We start from the raw sequence: 15,552 nt of genomic DNA, 5'->3' as shown, positions 1-15,552 counted from the left end.
AACCGGTCCGGCAAAGCTCCTGTTACAAAGTGACAGAATCAAGAAGGGCCGCACCCCGCGGTATTAAAACAAATGAAGCGTACCTACCAACCGTCCAAACTCGTCCGCAAACGCCGGCATGGCTTCCGTGCTCGCATGGCCACCAAGGGTGGTCGCGGCGTCGTAGCAGCCCGCCGCAATCGTGGCCGCAAGCGGCTCAGCGCCTGAACGGAAGACGAGATCGTTGCCCGCACCCGGCAAGCCAGTGGGACCAAATCCCAAGCGGCTTCTGAAGCGCGCGGAATTCCTGGCCGTCCGTCGTGGTGAAAAGCGACGCGGGCGGCTTTTTCTCGTCGAGGTTCTCGATCGCGGCGACGGCCTGTCGCCGCGTGTCGGCTACACCGTCACCAAGAAGGTCGGCAATGCCGTCGTCAGAAACCGCGTCCGGCGACGGCTGCGCGAGGCCGTTCGCACACACGCGGCGAGTGACATGGCGCCTGGCAATGACTATGTCATCGTCGGGCGCGAAGACGTGCTTGCCATTCCGTTCGGCCAGTTGAAGGCCGAGCTCTCCCGCCGACTGCGCGGAACACGATAGGCCAAGGGCTTTCGATGGAAAACAACCGGAACTTCTTCATCACCATCGCGCTGTCGGTGCTGATCCTGGCGGTATGGCAATATTTCTACGTCTTGCCGCGCAGCGAGGCGCAACGCGAGGCGGCCCGCATCGAGCAGCAGCGCGTCGAAGAGCAGAAGAAGGCCGCCGGCGGCAATCCGGGCGAGAATGCTGCCCCGGCGGCGCCGGGTTCAATCCCCAGTGCGTCTGGTGGCGATATTGTGACGGCGGCCGGCCGCGATCAGGCCATTGCGGCCAGCAAGCGCGTCAGGATCGACACACCGAGCCTGGAAGGGTCGATCAACCTGACCGGCGCGCGCCTCGACGACCTCAAGCTCAAGCACTACACCGAGACAGTCGACAAGAATTCGCCCGAGATCAGCCTGCTCAACCCGCAGTCGCTGCCGACCGGCTATTTCGCCGAAATCGGCTTCGTCGGCAACGACAAGACCGGAACGGTGCCGGGCGCTGACACGGTGTGGAACGTCGACGGCAATCCGACGCTCAGCCCGTCAACGCCTGTGACCCTCACCTATACCAACGACAAGGGCCTCACGTTCAAGCGGACCTTCTCCGTCGACGACAGCTACATGTTCACCGTGTCGGACACTGTCCAGAATGCGGGCTCGAGCGCGGTCTCTCTGTTCAACTACGGTCGCGTCACGCGCTATGACAAGCCGGCCGTGGCCAGCACCTATGTGCTGCATGAGGGCCTGATTGGCGTCACGGGCACGGAAGGCCTGGCCGAATACAAATATGCCAAGATCGAATCCGAGAAGCAGATGACGCCCGGCAAGTCGACCGATGGTTGGCTCGGCATCACTGACAAATACTGGGCGGTGACGCTTGTGCCGAGCGAAAAGCAGCCTTTCCAGCCGCGCTACGCCTTTTTCGAGGACGGTCGCCACCGCTATCAGTCCGACTTCCTGACCGATGCGATCAATGTCGAGGCGGGGCAGTCCGCCACTGTCGAGACGGAGGTCTTCGCCGGCGCCAAGGAAGTTGCGAAGATCAACGCCTATGAGGCGGATCGTCATATTCGCCAGTTCAACCTGGTGATCGACTGGGGCTGGTTCTATTTCATCACCAAGCCGATGTTCTGGCTGATCGACACGCTCTACAAATTCTTCGGCAATTTCGGCCTGGCGATCCTGGCCACGACCGTCATCGTCAAGGCCATCTTCTTCCCGCTCGCCAACAAGTCCTACGCGTCCATGGCGAACATGAAGAAGGTTCAGCCCAAGATGCTGGAAATCCGCGAGAAATACGCGGACGACAAGATGGCGCAGCAGAAAGCGATGATGGAGCTCTACAAGACCGAAAAGATCAATCCGCTCGCCGGCTGCTGGCCGGTGGCGCTGCAGATCCCGGTGTTCTTCTCGCTCTACAAGGTGCTATACATCACCATCGAGATGCGCCACGCGCCGTTCTTCGGCTGGATCCAGGACCTCGCGGCACCCGATCCGACCTCGATCTTCAATCTGTTCGGTCTGATCCCGATCACTTTGCCGCACATGCTGATGATCGGCGTATGGCCGCTGATCATGGGCGTCACCATGTTCCTGCAGATGCGTATGAACCCGACGCCGCCGGATCCGACGCAGGCCGCGATCTTCACCTGGATGCCTGTCATCTTCACCTTCATGATGGCGGGTTTCCCGGCCGGTCTTGTCATCTACTGGGCCTGGAACAACACGCTATCGATCCTGCAACAGGGCCTCATCATGAAGCGCCAGGGCGCCAAGATCGAGTTGTGGGACAATTTGGCCGCCCTGTTTCGAAAGAAACCGTCACCGGCCGAGTAGCCGCGAAGGAAGACACGAAAGCCTTGGAAGCCCCGGTTCGTCCGGGGCTTTTTTGTTGGCGCGGCCAGCATTGTTCACATTCCCGTGATCAGCGAAACCCGCTGGCCCCAGGGGGCGTGACTGCTGTGCGTTTCCAAAGGCTATCATTCCGATCAGCCCTCATCAGGAGGAAGAACACATGCGTTTGCCGTCATTCAGGACCATCGCCATATCGGCCCTCGTCGCCAGCGCGGCGCTTGCCGCTCCAGCCTACGCCAAGAACCCCAATGTCGGCGGCGCGCCGATGTACGCCAGCAAGAACATCGTCGAGAACGCCGTCAACTCGAAGGATCACACGACGCTGGTCGCCGCCGTCAAGGCAGCAGGCCTTGTCGACACGCTGCAGGGCGCCGGGCCGTTCACTGTTTTCGCGCCGACCAACAAGGCGTTCGCGGCTCTGCCGAAGGGCACGGTCGATACGCTGCTCAAGCCGGAGAACAAGGACCAGCTCGTCAAGGTCCTGACCGCCCATGTCGTTGCCGGTAAGCTGTCGGGCGCCGAATTGATGAAGAAGGCCAAGGCGATGGGCGGCAAATACGAGCTCAAGACCGTCTCCGGCGACACGCTGACCGCCGAGGTCAAGAAGGGCAAGCTCTACATCATGGATGAATCCGGCGGCGAGGCCAGAGTGACCATCGCCGACGTCAACCAGTCGAACGGCGTCATCCACGTCGTCAACAAGGTGCTATTGCCGAAGTAACGGCTGCCAGGTGAGAGACGGCGGATCGTTGGGCTTCTCGGCCCGCCGTCCCACTAGGGAGGAGCCGCCACGTCTCCGCAAGCCGTGCCGGCGATGCCGGGGTCCTGTCCTTCTCAGGACCCCGGTTTCTTTTTGGTCACCCGGCGACCACCAAAGTCCAGGTCGATCAAGGCCCCTGTTAACGGATTGCGCCATGCCCGGTGCGACGGTGAGTTTCTGCGTCACGAAACGAAAATCGCGGTGATGCAGGGCTCGCTCACCCGGCGATCGGTGCTATAGGGCGGAGCACGCTGTTTTGAACGGCGCTTGCCGGCAGCGTCCGCGCCGCCGTCATGTCAACCGATTTCGCCACGGGCCGACCCATCCGGCCGAGGCCTCCTTCTGGAGCCAGCAGCTTGAACGCTCTGAACAGCACCATCATCACCACCGACCTGTTTACGCGGGGCTGGATTTTCATCCGCGGCGTGCCGGCCATGAAGTTCCTGCCGCCGGAAGGGCCGCCGGAAATCGCCTTCGCCGGCCGTTCGAATGTCGGCAAGTCATCGCTGATCAATGCGTTGGTCAACCAGAAGGGCTTGGCGCGTACGTCCAACACGCCTGGACGCACGCAGGAGCTCAATTATTTCGTGCCGGACGGGTTTACCGGGGAGGGCGCCGACCTGCCGCCCTTGGCGCTGGTCGACATGCCGGGCTATGGCTACGCCACCGCGCCGAAGGAGAAGGTCGACGAATGGACCAAGCTGGTTTTCGACTATCTCAAGGGCCGCGTCACGCTGAAGCGCGTCTATGTGCTGATCGACGCCCGTCACGGCATCAAGGCCAAGGACGATGAAGTCCTGTCTCTGCTCGACAAGGCGGCGGTGTCATACCAGATCGTGTTGACCAAGACCGACAAGATCAAGGCCGCCGGCGTGCCGAAGCTGATCGAGGAAACGCTGGCCAAGATCAAGAAGCGGCCGGCGGCATTTCCCTTCGTCCTTGCGACCTCGTCGGAAAAAGCCGAGGGCCTGGAGGATTTGCAGGCCGCGATCGTGCTTGCCGCCAATGGCGGCTAGGCAAGCCTAAACCCAGCTCGGTCCGGCAAGATGGTGCGGGCTCGGTCCTATGCGTCCGGCGCGATCGTTTGGCTGGCCTCGTCCTCGGCGAGCTTCTGCGTTCCGTAGAACTTCAGGAACATGTCGACCCCCGACCTGACGATATGGTCGATCTCCTCCTGGTTCGGAGCCTTGGTACGGTAAGAGAAGATGCACTGCCGGAAAAGCCCGGCCAGGCAAAGTTCCGTGAACTGATAGGCAGCCAGATCGACATCGTCGATCTGCAACAGGCCGCGCTCGATCGCGGCGTCGAGGAACGCCACGACCTTGTCATGGCCACGCTTGGGGCCGCGCTCGTAAAAACGCGCGCCCATGTCGGGTATCCTGTCGGACGCGCCGATCACCGTGCGTTGCGCCTGGATGACCTTGGCCGAGGTGATCTTGAGCGACAGCACCTTGCCGAACTTCACCAGCGTCTGGCGAAGGTCGTCGGAGCGGTCGAGCAAGTCGTACATATTCTTGAAGATGGTGCCGCGCTCTTCCTCGATCAGCGCCTCGAATAGTTCTTCCTTGTTGGCGAAATAGACATAGATCGTCCCCTTGGACACGCCGGCCTCGCGCGTGATGTCGTTCATCGAGGCTGCTTCGAACCCCTTGTCGATGAAGACGCGGCGGGCGCCGTCGATGATCTGGCTGCGCTTGACCGGATCCTGTCCCGCCGCCGGACGGCCGCGACGCAGGACGTCGCACGGGTCATTGTCGGCATCGAGGTCGGCATCGGGTAGGATCTGGGCCATGGAGTGACACCTTTGAAATAATTCGAACCACTCGGTTCGATTGCACTTGATATGGTCCTCCTCCCGCGCTATGTCAACGGTCGGATCGAACCGAACGGTTCAGTACTATAACATTTTTACTAGAGAAGACTCATGGCCAAGAACGCGCCCGCCTCCGCCGAAGTTCGCCCTTTTCCCAACGCCAAGGTCGCGCCGGCTACGGAACAACCGGAATTTCCCGCACAGCCGGTGGTGGCCCCGCCCCCGACGCCTGAAGCCCCCGTAAAGAAAAAGCGCTCCGTGCGGTCATTCCTGCTGCCGGTCATCGGGCTCGCCTTGCTGGGCGGCGGTGCGTGGTACGGCTATGACTATTGGACCACGGGCCGCTTCATGATCTCGACCGACGACGCCTATATCCAGGCCGACATGGCATTCGTCTCACCCAAGATCTCCGGCTATGTCGATCAGGTCAAGGTGTCCGAGAACCAGCACGTCAAGGCCGGCGACCCGCTGCTGACGATCGATGACGGCGACTACAAGATCGCGGTTGCCCAGGCCGAGGCGCAGATCGCCACACTGGACAAGACACTCGACCGCATCGACGCGCAGACCAAGGCTGCGCGGGCTTCGCTGCAGCAGGCCCAGGCGCAGAAGGTCGCGGATCAGGCCGCCGCCGACAATGCCGGCCGCGCGCAGCAGCGCGCCGCGCAGCTCGTCAAGTCGCGTGTCGGCACGCAGGCACAGCTCGACGATGCGCAGACCGCGCTCGACCAGGCCAATGCGGCCCTGGTTGGCGCCGACGCGCAGATCGCCGCCGCGCAGGCCAATATCGGCGTGCTCGAGGCACAGCGCGCCGAGTCGGCCAGTACGCTCGCTTCGCTTCGGCTTGGCCGCGACAAGGCCTTGCGCGACCTGTCGTTCACAGTGCTCAAGGCACCTTATGACGGTGTCGTTGGCAACCGTTCCGTCGAGCAGGGCGACCTGGTCAGCCCGGGCCAGAAACTCGCCGTCGTCGTGCCCCTGGACAAGGTCTACATCGTCGCCAATTTCAAGGAGACGCAGCTTGCCAGGCTGGTGCCGGGCGAAAAGGTCAAGGTCTCGGTCGACGCCATCGATAGCCAGGATTTCGAGGGCACCGTCTCCTCGCTGGCGCCGGCTTCCGGCGCGGTCTTCTCGCTTCTGCCGCCCGAGAACGCCACCGGCAATTTCACCAAGGTGGTGCAGCGCGTCCCTGTCCGCATCGACGTGCCCGCCGACGTGCTGAAGAGCGGCAAGCTGCGCGCCGGCCTGAGCGTCGTCGTTGCCGTCGACAGCCGCACCGCGCCCTCGGCATCGAATTAAGCGGCCGACGGGGAACAATGCCATGGCGACCGCAACCCTGACAGCGGGATCACCACCGGCCCGGCCGGCGGTGCCGGACACCATCTCGACCCGGCGCGTCATTGCCTTCCTGGCGATGGTGTTCGGCATGTTCATGGCGATCCTGGACATCCAGATCGTCTCGGCCTCGCTGTCCGAGATCCAGGCGGGCTTGAGCGCCAGCTCCGATGAAATCCCATGGGTGCAGACCGCCTATCTGATCGCCGAGGTGGTGATGATTCCATTGTCGGGGTTCCTCAGCCGGATGCTGTCGACCCGCGTGCTGTTCACCGTAGCGGCGGCGGGCTTCACCGCGGCCAGTGCCTTGGCCGCGACCGCTACCAACATCGACCAGATGATCGTCTACCGCGCCGTCCAGGGCTTCATCGGGGGCGGCATGATCCCAAGCGTATTCGCCGCTGCCTTTACCATTTTCCCACCCTCGCGCCGCGCTTTCGTTTCGCCGATGATCGGCCTTGTCGCGACGTTGGCGCCGACCATCGGCCCGACAGTCGGCGGCTATATCAGCCATGCCTTTTCGTGGCACTGGCTGTTCCTGGTCAATGTCGTGCCCGGCATACTGGTGGCGACCGCCGCCTGGTCGCTGATCGATTTCGACAAGCCCAACCTCAAGCTGTTCAGCAAGTTCGACTGGTGGGGTCTCGCCGGCATGGCCGCCCTTCTGGGATGTATGGAGTATGTGCTCGAGGAAGGCCCCAACAATGACTGGCTGCAGGACCAAGGTGTGTTCATCTGCGCCATCGTCATGAGCATCGGCGCGGTGATTTTCTTCTGGCGGGCGTTCACCGCCGAGGAACCGATCGTCGATCTGAGGGCCTTCAGCAACATCAACTTCGCCTTCGGTTCGCTGTTCTCCTTCGTCATCGGCATCGGCCTCTATGGGCTGACCTATCTTTATCCGGTCTTCCTCGGCCGCATACGCGGCTACGATTCGATGATGATCGGAGAGGCGCTGTTCGTCAGCGGCCTGGCCATGTTCGTCACCGCGCCGATCTCGGGCATCCTGTCGAGCAAGATGGATCTGCGGCTGATGATGATGATCGGCTTTTTCGGTTTCGCCACCGGGACATGGTGGATGACGCATCTGACTGCCGACTGGGATTTCTATGAACTGCTCATCCCACAGATCCTGCGCGGCTGTTCGATGATGCTGTGCATGGTGCCGATCAACAACATTGCGCTGGGCACTTTGCCGCCCGACAGGCTGAAGAATGCCTCCGGCCTGTTCAATCTCACCCGCAACCTCGGCGGCGCGGTCGGACTTGCCCTGATCAACACCGTGCTGATCGACCGCAACGCCTTCCACTATGCCAGGCTCTCCGAGCATGTGCAGTGGGGAAGTGCGGCCGCGCAGACCAAGCTGCAGAACATGACTCTCAGCTTCGAGCAGACCAATGGTCTCGATGCGGCAAGCGCTGCGATCTCGAAACTGGCCGGCATGGTGCAGCAACAGGCGGCCCTGCTGTCCTTCATGGACGTGTTCTATCTGTTGACAGTGCTGTTCGCGACGCTTGGCCTGTTCACCATGCTGATAAGGAAGCCGGCCGCGCCGGCCGGCGGCGGAGGCGGCGGGCATTGACGCTCTCTTCAGGAACAGGCCGTTAGAACTCCAGGAACAGGCGGTTAGAAACGTCTGGGACCGTCAAGCAACGAATACCAACCGTGGGAAGCCGTTTCGGGAAGCTCCTCCAGTCCATGACCGAATGGTTGACCACGCAAAAACTCCGGGCCGCAAGCCCGGAGTTTTTTCATGAGAGGCTGAATGTCAGGCTGCGGCGGGCTTGAAGCTCAGGGCCACGCCGTTGATGCAATGGCGCAGGCCGGTCGGCGCCGGGCCATCGTCGAAGACATGGCCGAGATGGCCGCCGCAGCGGCGACAATGCACCTCGGTGCGGGTCATGCCGAGCGACCTGTCCTCGGTCTTGCCGATGCCGCCGGCGATCTCCTGCCAGAAGCTTGGCCAGCCGGTGCCGGAATCGAATTTGGTCTCCGATGAATAGACCGGCAGGTCGCAGCCGGCGCAGGCGAAAGTACCCTTGCGGTGTTCGTTGAGCAGCGGGCTGGTGCCGGGATATTCCGTGCCTTCCTTGCGCAGCACGTTGAAAGCAGCCGGCGTCAGGATGGCCTTCCACTCATCGTCGGTTTTGGTGATCTCGAACTTTTCGGCGGCAAGAGCCGGCTGCGCGCCGCCCATGCGCAGAAATGCGGCTGTGGCTCCAACCACGCCAATGGCGGCGGCACCGCTCAAAAGAAAGTCGCGACGGTTCATGACCAGTTTCTCCTGTCGTCTCTTTTGTCCAAACTATACCGTCACGCAAAAATCAAAAGCCGGTGACGGGCCCCTTCTAACGAAACTCCGCACCGCCACGGGCGACCGTGGGGCGGCGCGGAGCACGCATGTCGATTGCGGATCACGCGAGTGAGACAACGCGATCGACGGAGGCTCTTGCCGCAGGTTCGTCCGCGGCAAGTCGTTTGTTACATCTTCGGCAGCAGAACCTTGTCGACGACGTGGATGACACCGTTCGACTGCTCGACATCGGCGATCGTCACATTGGCGACGTTGCCGTTCTCGTCGGTCACGGTCACCTTGCCGCCATCGGCCTTGAGCGAGAGCTCGCAACCCCCGACGGTCTTCACCTTGTGCGTGCCGCCATCGGCCTTGACCATCGAGGCGACGTCGGCGGCCATCGCCTTCGCGCCGATGACGTGGCAGGTCAGGATCTTGACAAGCTTGTCCTTGTTCTCGGGCTTGAGCAGCGTGTCGACCGTGCCGGCCGGCAGCGCGGCGAAAGCCTCGTTGGTCGGCGCGAAAACGGTGAAAGGTCCGGCGCCCTGCAATGTCTCGACCAGGCCGGCTGCCTTGACGGCGGCGACCAGCGTCGTGTGATCCTTCGAGTTTACGGCGTTCTCGACGATGTTCTTGTTGGCATACATTGCAGCGCCGCCGACCATCGGGTTCTCAGCATAGGCAGCGGTCACGAGCGCGGAAACGGCAATAGTACCGGCGAGCAAAAGGGTGGCGTATTTACGCATGATGTAAACTCCTCGGGGTTTCTCTTCCCATTTTTGGGGACGCGAGGAGATACGGAACACAAATGCGTGAGTTTCAGAGAATCGCCGAATTTCTTATTTTATTTGTTCTGGCCACAGAATCCGGGGCGCGATGGTTTGCCGGCTTGCGCGCTGATATCGGCCAAGCTCTCCCGAGATAGACTTAAAGCGGCAAGCTTTAATGTTAGCGTGACGCTAAGCCGGTCAGATGCTTTTCAGATCGCCCGAGGCGACCAGAGGTCCGGTCGGATTGCCGGTCGGCGAGCCGCCTGCGGGTTCGAGGGTAACGGCGAGCACCGCCCCCTGCGCGAGTTTCTGCTGAGCCGCCGGCGAAACGACGATATGCGTCGTCGATCCGACCGGGATCACGCCCATCGAGACGGGAGGGTTCTTGCCCTCGATCATCCAAAGTTCGAAATCCTTGCCGGAAGCGCGCTCACCGGAGACATGCGACAGGCCGACCTCGTGATGCGCGGTGTCATAGACCGCCAGATATTTGACATCGCTGCCCTCGGCGGCCAGCGAGGCGACCAGGCGCGCCTGCGGCTGCTCGGCCACCGGATTGAGATAGGGCAAGGCAATATAGATTGCGAGCGCGGCAACCGCGGCCGCAGCCAGCCCGCGCCAGAAGGCAAGGCTGGACCATAGGCTGGTTTTCGACTGCGCCGAGCTTGCCGCTCCGGCCGCGAACAGACGGCGATCGATGGCCGGCTTCACGGATGCGGGCGGCTCAATCTCCGGGTAGGCGGCGCCGAGAGGCGACAGGTTCACCTCCCATCCATCGACGAGACGCGCAAAGGCGGTTTCGGAATCGATGCGCCGGGAGGCGATCTGACGCTCGTCCGCCGGCAGGACGCCAAGAACATATTCGGCGGCGAGCACGTCGTCGCCTCCATGTTCCGGTCCACTGTCTTGCGCGAAGGTCATCTTTCCAGGCATTCTCTGAGTTTCATCAGGCTGCGGCGCAGCCAGGTACGCATCGTGTTCAACGGCACGCCATGGCGCTCCGCCAATTCGGCATAGCTTTCGCCTTTTAGATAGGCGCCCCGGACGGCCGCCGCCCGATCCTGTTCCAACTCATCGAGGCAAAGATGGATCCGGCCGGCCTCGTCGCCCGCCACCACCATTGCTTCCGGCCCCGGCGCCGGATCGGCCACATCGAGCGCCGTATCGATATCGACGGCCGGCTTACGGCGCGCCCTGATGCGATCGATCGCGTGGTTCCGCGCGATCGCTACCAGCCAGGAAATGGGGCTGAGGTCTGATACGGCAAAACGATCCGCCTTCGTCCAGATCTTGACGAAGACTTCCTGCAGGGCTTCTTCCGCATCTCCCCGGTCATTCAATACACGAAGACAGACGCCGAAAAGTTTCGCGCTGGTCTGGCGATAGAGCAGATCGAACGCGGCCCGGTCCTTCATCGAAGTCCGGACGATCAACTTGGTGATGTCCTGGGGCGTCATGCGAGCAAATTAGGGTATTGCAATGTATTTGCAACGACCGAAATGGCGTTGTGCACGGCTAGCTTGGCGCTATGCCGCCACGTTTGAGGACCGTCAAGGCGACGAGGCGATCCTGCTTTGGGCAGCTGCGCAGCCGGACAGACTTGCGGGCGGGAGGGCGCCGCTTAAGATGCCTTCATGATGACGACACCGTGAGCTCCATGGATATGACAGCAATGCCATTTGCCCCCCGCTCCAATTCCCGCTAAGACGCCGCCGTCTCTCACCCATATCCAGGGAACCACGCCGATGTCGGAGATCACCGCCACCGCCGAAATGCAGGCCGCCCTGCTGTCGCGGGCGCTGCCCTACATGCAGCGTTACGAGCACAAGACGGTCGTGGTGAAATATGGCGGTCACGCCATGGGCAATATCGAACTCGGCAAGGCCTTTGCGCGCGACATCGCGCTGTTGAAGCAATCCGGCGTCAACCCGATCGTCGTCCATGGTGGCGGGCCGCAGATTGGTGCGATGCTGGCCAAGATGGGCATCGAATCCAAATTCGAGGGCGGGCTGCGCGTCACCGACCAGAAGACGGTCGAGATCGTCGAGATGGTACTGGCCGGCTCGATCAACAAGGAGATCGTGGCGCTGATCAATGCCGAGGGCGAATGGGCAATCGGCTTGTGCGGCAAGGACGGCAACATGGTCTTTGCCGAAAAGGCGCGCAAGACCGTGATCGATCCGGACTCCAGCATCGAGCGCGTGCTGGATCTCGGTTTTGTCGGCGAGCCGGTAGAAGTCGACCGCACCTTGCTCGACCTCCTGGCGCGGTCCGAGATGATCCCGGTGCTGGCGCCGGTGGCGCCCGGCCGTGACGGCCACACCTACAACATCAATGCCGACACCTTCGCCGGCGCTATTGCCGGCGCCTGCCAGGCGACGCGCCTCCTGTTCCTCACCGACGTGCCCGGCGTGCTCGACAAGGACATGAAGCTGATCGACCAATTGACGGTGGCGGAGGCCAAGGCGCTGATCAAGGACGGCACCGTTTCGGGCGGCATGATCCCCAAGGTCGAGACCTGCATCGAGGCGATCGAGCGCGGCGTCGAAGGCGTCGTCATCCTCAACGGCAAGACGCCGCACGCGGTGCTGCTCGAACTGTTCACCGAACATGGCGCCGGCACGCTGATCGTGCCCTGAGCGGCGGCTGGCACCGTCACGAGTTGCGCCCAATCTCGAGCGCAGGTGCAGCGGGTTTTGACGCCCGCCGCGCAAAGACCATCGATGCCTCCTCGGCGTCCTGCGGCGCGCCCCAGAACTCGGCAAGCGTCGGGCCGTCCTGCACCCTGACGTCGCGCATCAGAAATCCCCAGACCTCGCGAAACCAGACGCGGCGGCCCATTTGCGTGTACCAGCGCATGGAATGACGCTGCTCGCGATCCTTGTGGAACAGTATGCGGGCCAGTGCCTTTGGCCGCGACTGCACGGCGAGTTCGATCAGCTTGACGCTGAAGAACAGCATCCACGGCTTCAGCCGGGTCATGTGCAGCACCTGGTGTTTGTAGTCCCAAAGCCGCGCGCCCGCTGGATGACCTTGCGGTCCTTGGCGATCCGGAAGAACGGCGTCCAGCGATGCGGCGTCACATAAAGTGCCTGGATCTGGTCGGGATCGTAGGCGATGAGTTGGCGAAAGCCGCGCCACAGGTCGCGAAACCCTTCATCCTCGAATCCGGCCACCCAGGTCGCCATCGACAGGATGCCGTGCTGGCGCAGCAGCCTGATCGCCTCGCGGTCGGATGAGGTGCTGCCGCCCTTGCGGATCAATTGAAGCGTCTGCTCGTCGGTGTTTTCCATGCCGAGCAGCCAGCGGATGACGCCGGCCTTGCGGTAGAGGGGGAGGATGTCGGCATCGCGCACGATGTCGTCGGCACGCGTCGAGCCGACAATCAGCACCGGCACGTTCTCGGCGATCAGGGCGTCGAGAAAGGCGCGCCACGCCTTCCTCGAAACCGTCGGGTTCTCGTCGGCGAGGTTGACCAGCTCGACGCCGTGTTCGCGGTGCAGCCAGGCGATCTCCTTGGCGAACTTCCTGGGATCACGATGCCGCCAGCGGGTCCAGAAGCCGCGCTGACCGCAATAGTTGCACAAATGCGGACAGCCGCGCGAGAACTGCATGACCACGGCGCGCTTGCCGCCCCAATAGCTGTAGCGCCTCGTGTCGATCAGCTCCCAGCCGACGCGGTAAGCGTCGAGATCGGCAATCGTCATGGCCGCCTGCGTGGCGAAGGGTCGGCGCAATTCGTCGCGAAAGGCGATGCCGGCCACGCTCGCCGGCGGCTGGCGCATCTCCAGCGCCTCGACCAGCGCCACCACGGTCGCCTCGCCCTCGCCGCGCACGATGAAGTCGAAGACATCGGTAGCCGCGAGTATGTCGCGCCAATGATAGGTCGGAAAGACGCCGCCATAGATGACGGTCGTGGCCGGTTCGCGCTGCTTGATCATCCCGGCGATCAGCAAGGCGGTCGGGTGCGCCGAGGTCGAGCCGGAATGTCCGATCAGGACGAAGTCTGGGTGATCCTCCAGCGCCTCGCGGACCAGCCGATCCAGCGGCATCGGCCCGAATTCGGCGTCGACGAGCCGAAGTTCATGACCGGCGTCGATCAACGGCCCACCGATCGCCAGCAGGCCAAGTGGCGGCAGATGGTCATCCGGCACGCGGCTGCCGACGGCGGTGTGTGGCGGATTGATCAGGACGATTCTCATGACGGACCCTTCGATGATGGTCCGCTCGTCCTAGGCCGCCATCCAGGCTTGCAATGGGGCTCGGTTCAGCAATTTCCGTGCAGCTATTGCGCAGATGTCGGCAAATCTCCGCCGATGAAGATCTGGAATCGCTTCGGCCGCCGACGCCCGCGTGATCGTTCCGTCTCTCGCGATTCACGCATCGTCATCTCGATCCCATCCTAGGCCGCAACCACCTTGCTCAGATGCTCGCCCAGCCGGCAGGCGAGTGCGGTTATCGTGGTGGTCGGGTTGCATTCGCCGGAGGTGCAGAATACCGAGGAGCCGCCGACGTAAAGATTGTCCATGCCGTGCACCTTGCAGTTGGCATCCACCACGCTCCTGGTGACATCGGTGCCCATGCGCGTGCCGCCCATGTGGTGGTGCCCGGCCGTCTCCTCGTCGGTCGGAAAATCCCCGCTATCGGTGATCCAGTCGGCGATGCGTACCCGGCCGAGGTCCTTTTGCGCAAGCGTCGTGCCGAATAGCTTGAGCCCTTCACGAAGCGTGCGCCGCTCCAATTCCGATTTCTTCCAGTGCAGCTCGATGCGCGGCACGCCGGCATGGTCGACATCGGTTTTCGATAGCACGATCTGGTTTGACGCCAGGGGCGCCTGTTCCCAGGCGACATACAGCTGCGCCGCGCAGCGCAGGTTCTGGCTGAGCTGATAAGCCGCCCATTCTGCCATGTCCGGCGCCGTGCAGGCGAGGTCGGCGATGACCCTCTTGATGCCGGCATAGGGCATTTCGATCAGCCTGATGCCGAAATTCATGATCTGCAGGCGCTCCATTGCGGCGAGCGAAGGCGAGAAGAAGGCCTCGTTGACGGCATCGACCTCGAACTCGCCATAGTCGGCCAGGATCGCATTGCCGCCCTCGAAGGTCGGATGCTCCATCCAATAGCGCCCCAGTGCCGCCGCATTAGGCACGACGCCGCCGTTCGAGCGCTGGTTCGACCACAAGAGCAGCCGCGAATTCTCCAGCCCGCCGGTGCAGACGATGAAGTAATCCGCGCTGAACAGGCCGGCATCCTGGCCGTTGGACCACAGCCTGGCGCCGGTCACCTTCTTGCCGTCGCCGGTCAGTTCGGTGGCGTAGGTGTTCAGCACCACCGCGATGTTCCTGCTCTTGTCGAGCTCATCGGCGAATTTCTCGGCGAAGCGCACCGCTGGGCTCTTGATCAGCTGGATCCAGCGGATGTCGTCCGAGATCGGCACATCGGGCCGGAAGCCGGGAAGTTCGAGGATGTCATGGACCTCAGGCAGATAGGGCTCGATATCGGCGCGGCTGATCGGCCATCCGGTATCGGGAGCCCAGGCCTTCGGCTCGAAGTCCAGCTTGTCGAGCACGCGGCACCAGCCCGCCCAGTGGTTCGAGCTGCCGCCCATGTAACGCAGCCGGGTGATGTCGAGATCGAAATAGAAATCGCCTACCGTGGTGCCGCGATAGAAGTCCTGCGACTCATCGCTGAATTCCCGCGAACCGGCTTCCAGCACCACGACCGGGATGCCGGCGGCGCCGAGCTTGCGGGCAACGGTGGTTCCGGCGGGGCCGGAGCCCAGGATGCAGACCTTGGCTATGAAATTGGCGGCACGAAACGCCTCGTAGTTGTCGAAGATCACGCCAGGTCGCTCCGCTTCAGGATCCAGCCACTGACCTCGACGATTTCGTGCGGATCGGCATCGGGACGATCGCTTGAGGAGGCGCTCGGATGCGGCAGCGCGCGAAACAGCGACAGGGCAGGCAGCGCGATCAGCGCCTGCACGATCGTGCGGCGGTGCATTTTCTTGATGAAGGAACTCATGACGTGTCTCGCGGGGGTACGGGCTTCGATCCGTGTTGCCATCCCTCAACGGCACACGCTTCATCGTTGAAGCTAATATCGTGCCAGCCATGGCTACAAAGCGGTGAAAAGCTGGGTGGCAGGCCGTCTGGATACAAAC

15 protein-coding genes and 1 pseudogene are annotated in these 15,552 nt (G+C 62.6%); 8 read left to right on the top strand and 8 right to left on the bottom strand.

Features of this window, described 5'->3' with window-relative positions:
• The first annotated feature begins 72 nt into the window (after positions 1-72).
• The 5 genes from rpmH (at position 73) to yihA (ending at position 4,194) form a co-directional block, all read left to right on the top strand.
• A complete protein-coding gene (gene rpmH, locus LB513_RS19235; protein WP_008833937.1) occupies positions 73-207 on the top strand; it encodes a 50S ribosomal protein L34 in 135 nt (44 codons plus the stop codon).
• Positions 208-223: 16 nt separating this feature from the next.
• Complete coding sequence (rnpA, locus tag LB513_RS19230) at positions 224-577, top strand: ribonuclease P protein component (protein ID WP_224665089.1); 354 nt, start codon at positions 224-226, stop codon at positions 575-577.
• A gap of 14 nt (positions 578-591) precedes the next feature.
• Entirely contained in the window at positions 592-2,400 is a 1,809-nt protein-coding gene (gene yidC / locus LB513_RS19225) for a membrane protein insertase YidC (protein WP_224665088.1), read from the top strand.
• A gap of 178 nt (positions 2,401-2,578) precedes the next feature.
• Positions 2,579-3,139 carry a fasciclin domain-containing protein gene (locus LB513_RS19220; RefSeq protein ID WP_224665087.1) on the top strand — a complete coding sequence of 187 codons (561 nt, stop codon included), beginning with the start codon at positions 2,579-2,581 and terminating at the stop codon, positions 3,137-3,139.
• 395 nt (positions 3,140-3,534) lie between these two features.
• A complete protein-coding gene (yihA, locus tag LB513_RS19215) occupies positions 3,535-4,194 on the top strand; it encodes a ribosome biogenesis GTP-binding protein YihA/YsxC (protein WP_224665086.1) in 660 nt (219 codons plus the stop codon).
• 47 nt (positions 4,195-4,241) lie between these two features.
• Here the strand turns inward: yihA and LB513_RS19210 are convergent, their stop codons facing one another.
• Positions 4,242-4,970, bottom strand: a complete 729-nt coding sequence (locus tag LB513_RS19210) for a TetR/AcrR family transcriptional regulator (RefSeq protein ID WP_224665085.1) — start codon at positions 4,968-4,970, stop codon at positions 4,242-4,244.
• A gap of 132 nt (positions 4,971-5,102) precedes the next feature.
• Here LB513_RS19210 and LB513_RS19205 point away from each other — a divergent pair, with 132 nt between their 5' ends.
• Together LB513_RS19205 and LB513_RS19200 are read left to right on the top strand one after the other, a co-directional pair.
• Positions 5,103-6,290 carry an HlyD family secretion protein gene (locus tag LB513_RS19205; protein WP_224665084.1) on the top strand — a complete coding sequence of 396 codons (1,188 nt, stop codon included), beginning with the start codon at positions 5,103-5,105 and terminating at the stop codon, positions 6,288-6,290.
• Positions 6,291-6,312: 22 nt separating this feature from the next.
• A complete protein-coding gene (locus tag LB513_RS19200; protein WP_224665083.1) occupies positions 6,313-7,908 on the top strand; it encodes a DHA2 family efflux MFS transporter permease subunit in 1,596 nt (531 codons plus the stop codon).
• 186 nt (positions 7,909-8,094) lie between these two features.
• On the opposite strand, the gene msrB is transcribed toward LB513_RS19200, so the two are convergent.
• The 4 genes from msrB to LB513_RS19180 all read right to left on the bottom strand — a co-directional run bounded on the left by msrB (position 8,095) and on the right by LB513_RS19180 (position 10,846).
• Positions 8,095-8,598 (bottom strand): peptide-methionine (R)-S-oxide reductase MsrB, encoded by a 504-nt coding sequence (gene msrB / locus LB513_RS19195; RefSeq protein WP_224665082.1) that lies wholly within the window; start codon positions 8,596-8,598, stop codon positions 8,095-8,097.
• Positions 8,599-8,807: 209 nt separating this feature from the next.
• Complete coding sequence (locus LB513_RS19190; RefSeq protein WP_224665081.1) at positions 8,808-9,365, bottom strand: fasciclin domain-containing protein; 558 nt, start codon at positions 9,363-9,365, stop codon at positions 8,808-8,810.
• 222 nt (positions 9,366-9,587) lie between these two features.
• Positions 9,588-10,310 carry an anti-sigma factor domain-containing protein gene (locus LB513_RS19185; protein WP_224665211.1) on the bottom strand — a complete coding sequence of 241 codons (723 nt, stop codon included), beginning with the start codon at positions 10,308-10,310 and terminating at the stop codon, positions 9,588-9,590.
• A complete protein-coding gene (locus tag LB513_RS19180; protein ID WP_224665080.1) occupies positions 10,307-10,846 on the bottom strand; it encodes a sigma-70 family RNA polymerase sigma factor in 540 nt (179 codons plus the stop codon). The genes LB513_RS19185 and LB513_RS19180 overlap by 4 nt, the downstream gene beginning before the upstream one ends.
• A 288-nt stretch (positions 10,847-11,134) precedes the next feature.
• Here LB513_RS19180 and argB point away from each other — a divergent pair, with 288 nt between their 5' ends.
• Positions 11,135-12,028, top strand: a complete 894-nt coding sequence (argB, locus tag LB513_RS19175; RefSeq protein ID WP_224665079.1) for an acetylglutamate kinase — start codon at positions 11,135-11,137, stop codon at positions 12,026-12,028.
• A gap of 16 nt (positions 12,029-12,044) precedes the next feature.
• Here the strand turns inward: argB and bchE are convergent.
• The 3 genes and pseudogenes from bchE to LB513_RS19160 all read right to left on the bottom strand — a co-directional run bounded on the left by bchE (position 12,045) and on the right by LB513_RS19160 (position 15,413).
• Positions 12,045-13,591 (bottom strand): annotated as a pseudogene (gene bchE, locus LB513_RS19170) (magnesium-protoporphyrin IX monomethyl ester anaerobic oxidative cyclase).
• A gap of 200 nt (positions 13,592-13,791) precedes the next feature.
• Positions 13,792-15,231: a GMC oxidoreductase gene (locus LB513_RS19165; protein WP_224665078.1), complete on the bottom strand. Its 1,440-nt coding sequence runs from the start codon at positions 15,229-15,231 to the stop codon at positions 13,792-13,794.
• Positions 15,228-15,413 carry a hypothetical protein gene (locus LB513_RS19160; RefSeq protein WP_224665077.1) on the bottom strand — a complete coding sequence of 62 codons (186 nt, stop codon included), beginning with the start codon at positions 15,411-15,413 and terminating at the stop codon, positions 15,228-15,230. The genes LB513_RS19165 and LB513_RS19160 overlap by 4 nt, the downstream gene beginning before the upstream one ends.
• Positions 15,414-15,552: the final 139 nt, after the last annotated feature.

This window comes from Mesorhizobium sp. ES1-1 (assembly GCF_020164785.1).
Lineage (GTDB): Bacteria > Pseudomonadota > Alphaproteobacteria > Rhizobiales > Rhizobiaceae > Mesorhizobium.
Note: the sequence above shows the minus strand (reverse complement) of the source record. Positions and strands in the feature narration are given on the sequence as shown.

Bases quoted from the DNA above. Each gene is read 5' to 3' on its own strand.
- LB513_RS19200 (WP_224665083.1), top strand. From the start codon at position 6,313: ATGGCGACCGCAACCCTGACAGCGGGATCACCACCGGCCCGGCCGGCG.
- rpmH (WP_008833937.1), top strand. From the start codon at position 73: ATGAAGCGTACCTACCAACCGTCCAAACTCGTCCGCAAACGCCGGCAT.
- LB513_RS19160 (WP_224665077.1), bottom strand. From the start codon at position 15,413: ATGAGTTCCTTCATCAAGAAAATGCACCGCCGCACGATCGTGCAGGCG.
- LB513_RS19185 (WP_224665211.1), bottom strand. From the start codon at position 10,310: ATGACCTTCGCGCAAGACAGTGGACCGGAACATGGAGGCGACGACGTG.
- LB513_RS19205 (WP_224665084.1), top strand. From the start codon at position 5,103: ATGGCCAAGAACGCGCCCGCCTCCGCCGAAGTTCGCCCTTTTCCCAAC.
- yidC (WP_224665088.1), top strand. From the start codon at position 592: ATGGAAAACAACCGGAACTTCTTCATCACCATCGCGCTGTCGGTGCTG.
- LB513_RS19190 (WP_224665081.1), bottom strand. From the start codon at position 9,365: ATGCGTAAATACGCCACCCTTTTGCTCGCCGGTACTATTGCCGTTTCC.
- argB (WP_224665079.1), top strand. From the start codon at position 11,135: ATGTCGGAGATCACCGCCACCGCCGAAATGCAGGCCGCCCTGCTGTCG.
- LB513_RS19180 (WP_224665080.1), bottom strand. From the start codon at position 10,846: ATGACGCCCCAGGACATCACCAAGTTGATCGTCCGGACTTCGATGAAG.
- LB513_RS19220 (WP_224665087.1), top strand. From the start codon at position 2,579: ATGCGTTTGCCGTCATTCAGGACCATCGCCATATCGGCCCTCGTCGCC.
- msrB (WP_224665082.1), bottom strand. From the start codon at position 8,598: ATGAACCGTCGCGACTTTCTTTTGAGCGGTGCCGCCGCCATTGGCGTG.
- LB513_RS19210 (WP_224665085.1), bottom strand. From the start codon at position 4,970: ATGGCCCAGATCCTACCCGATGCCGACCTCGATGCCGACAATGACCCG.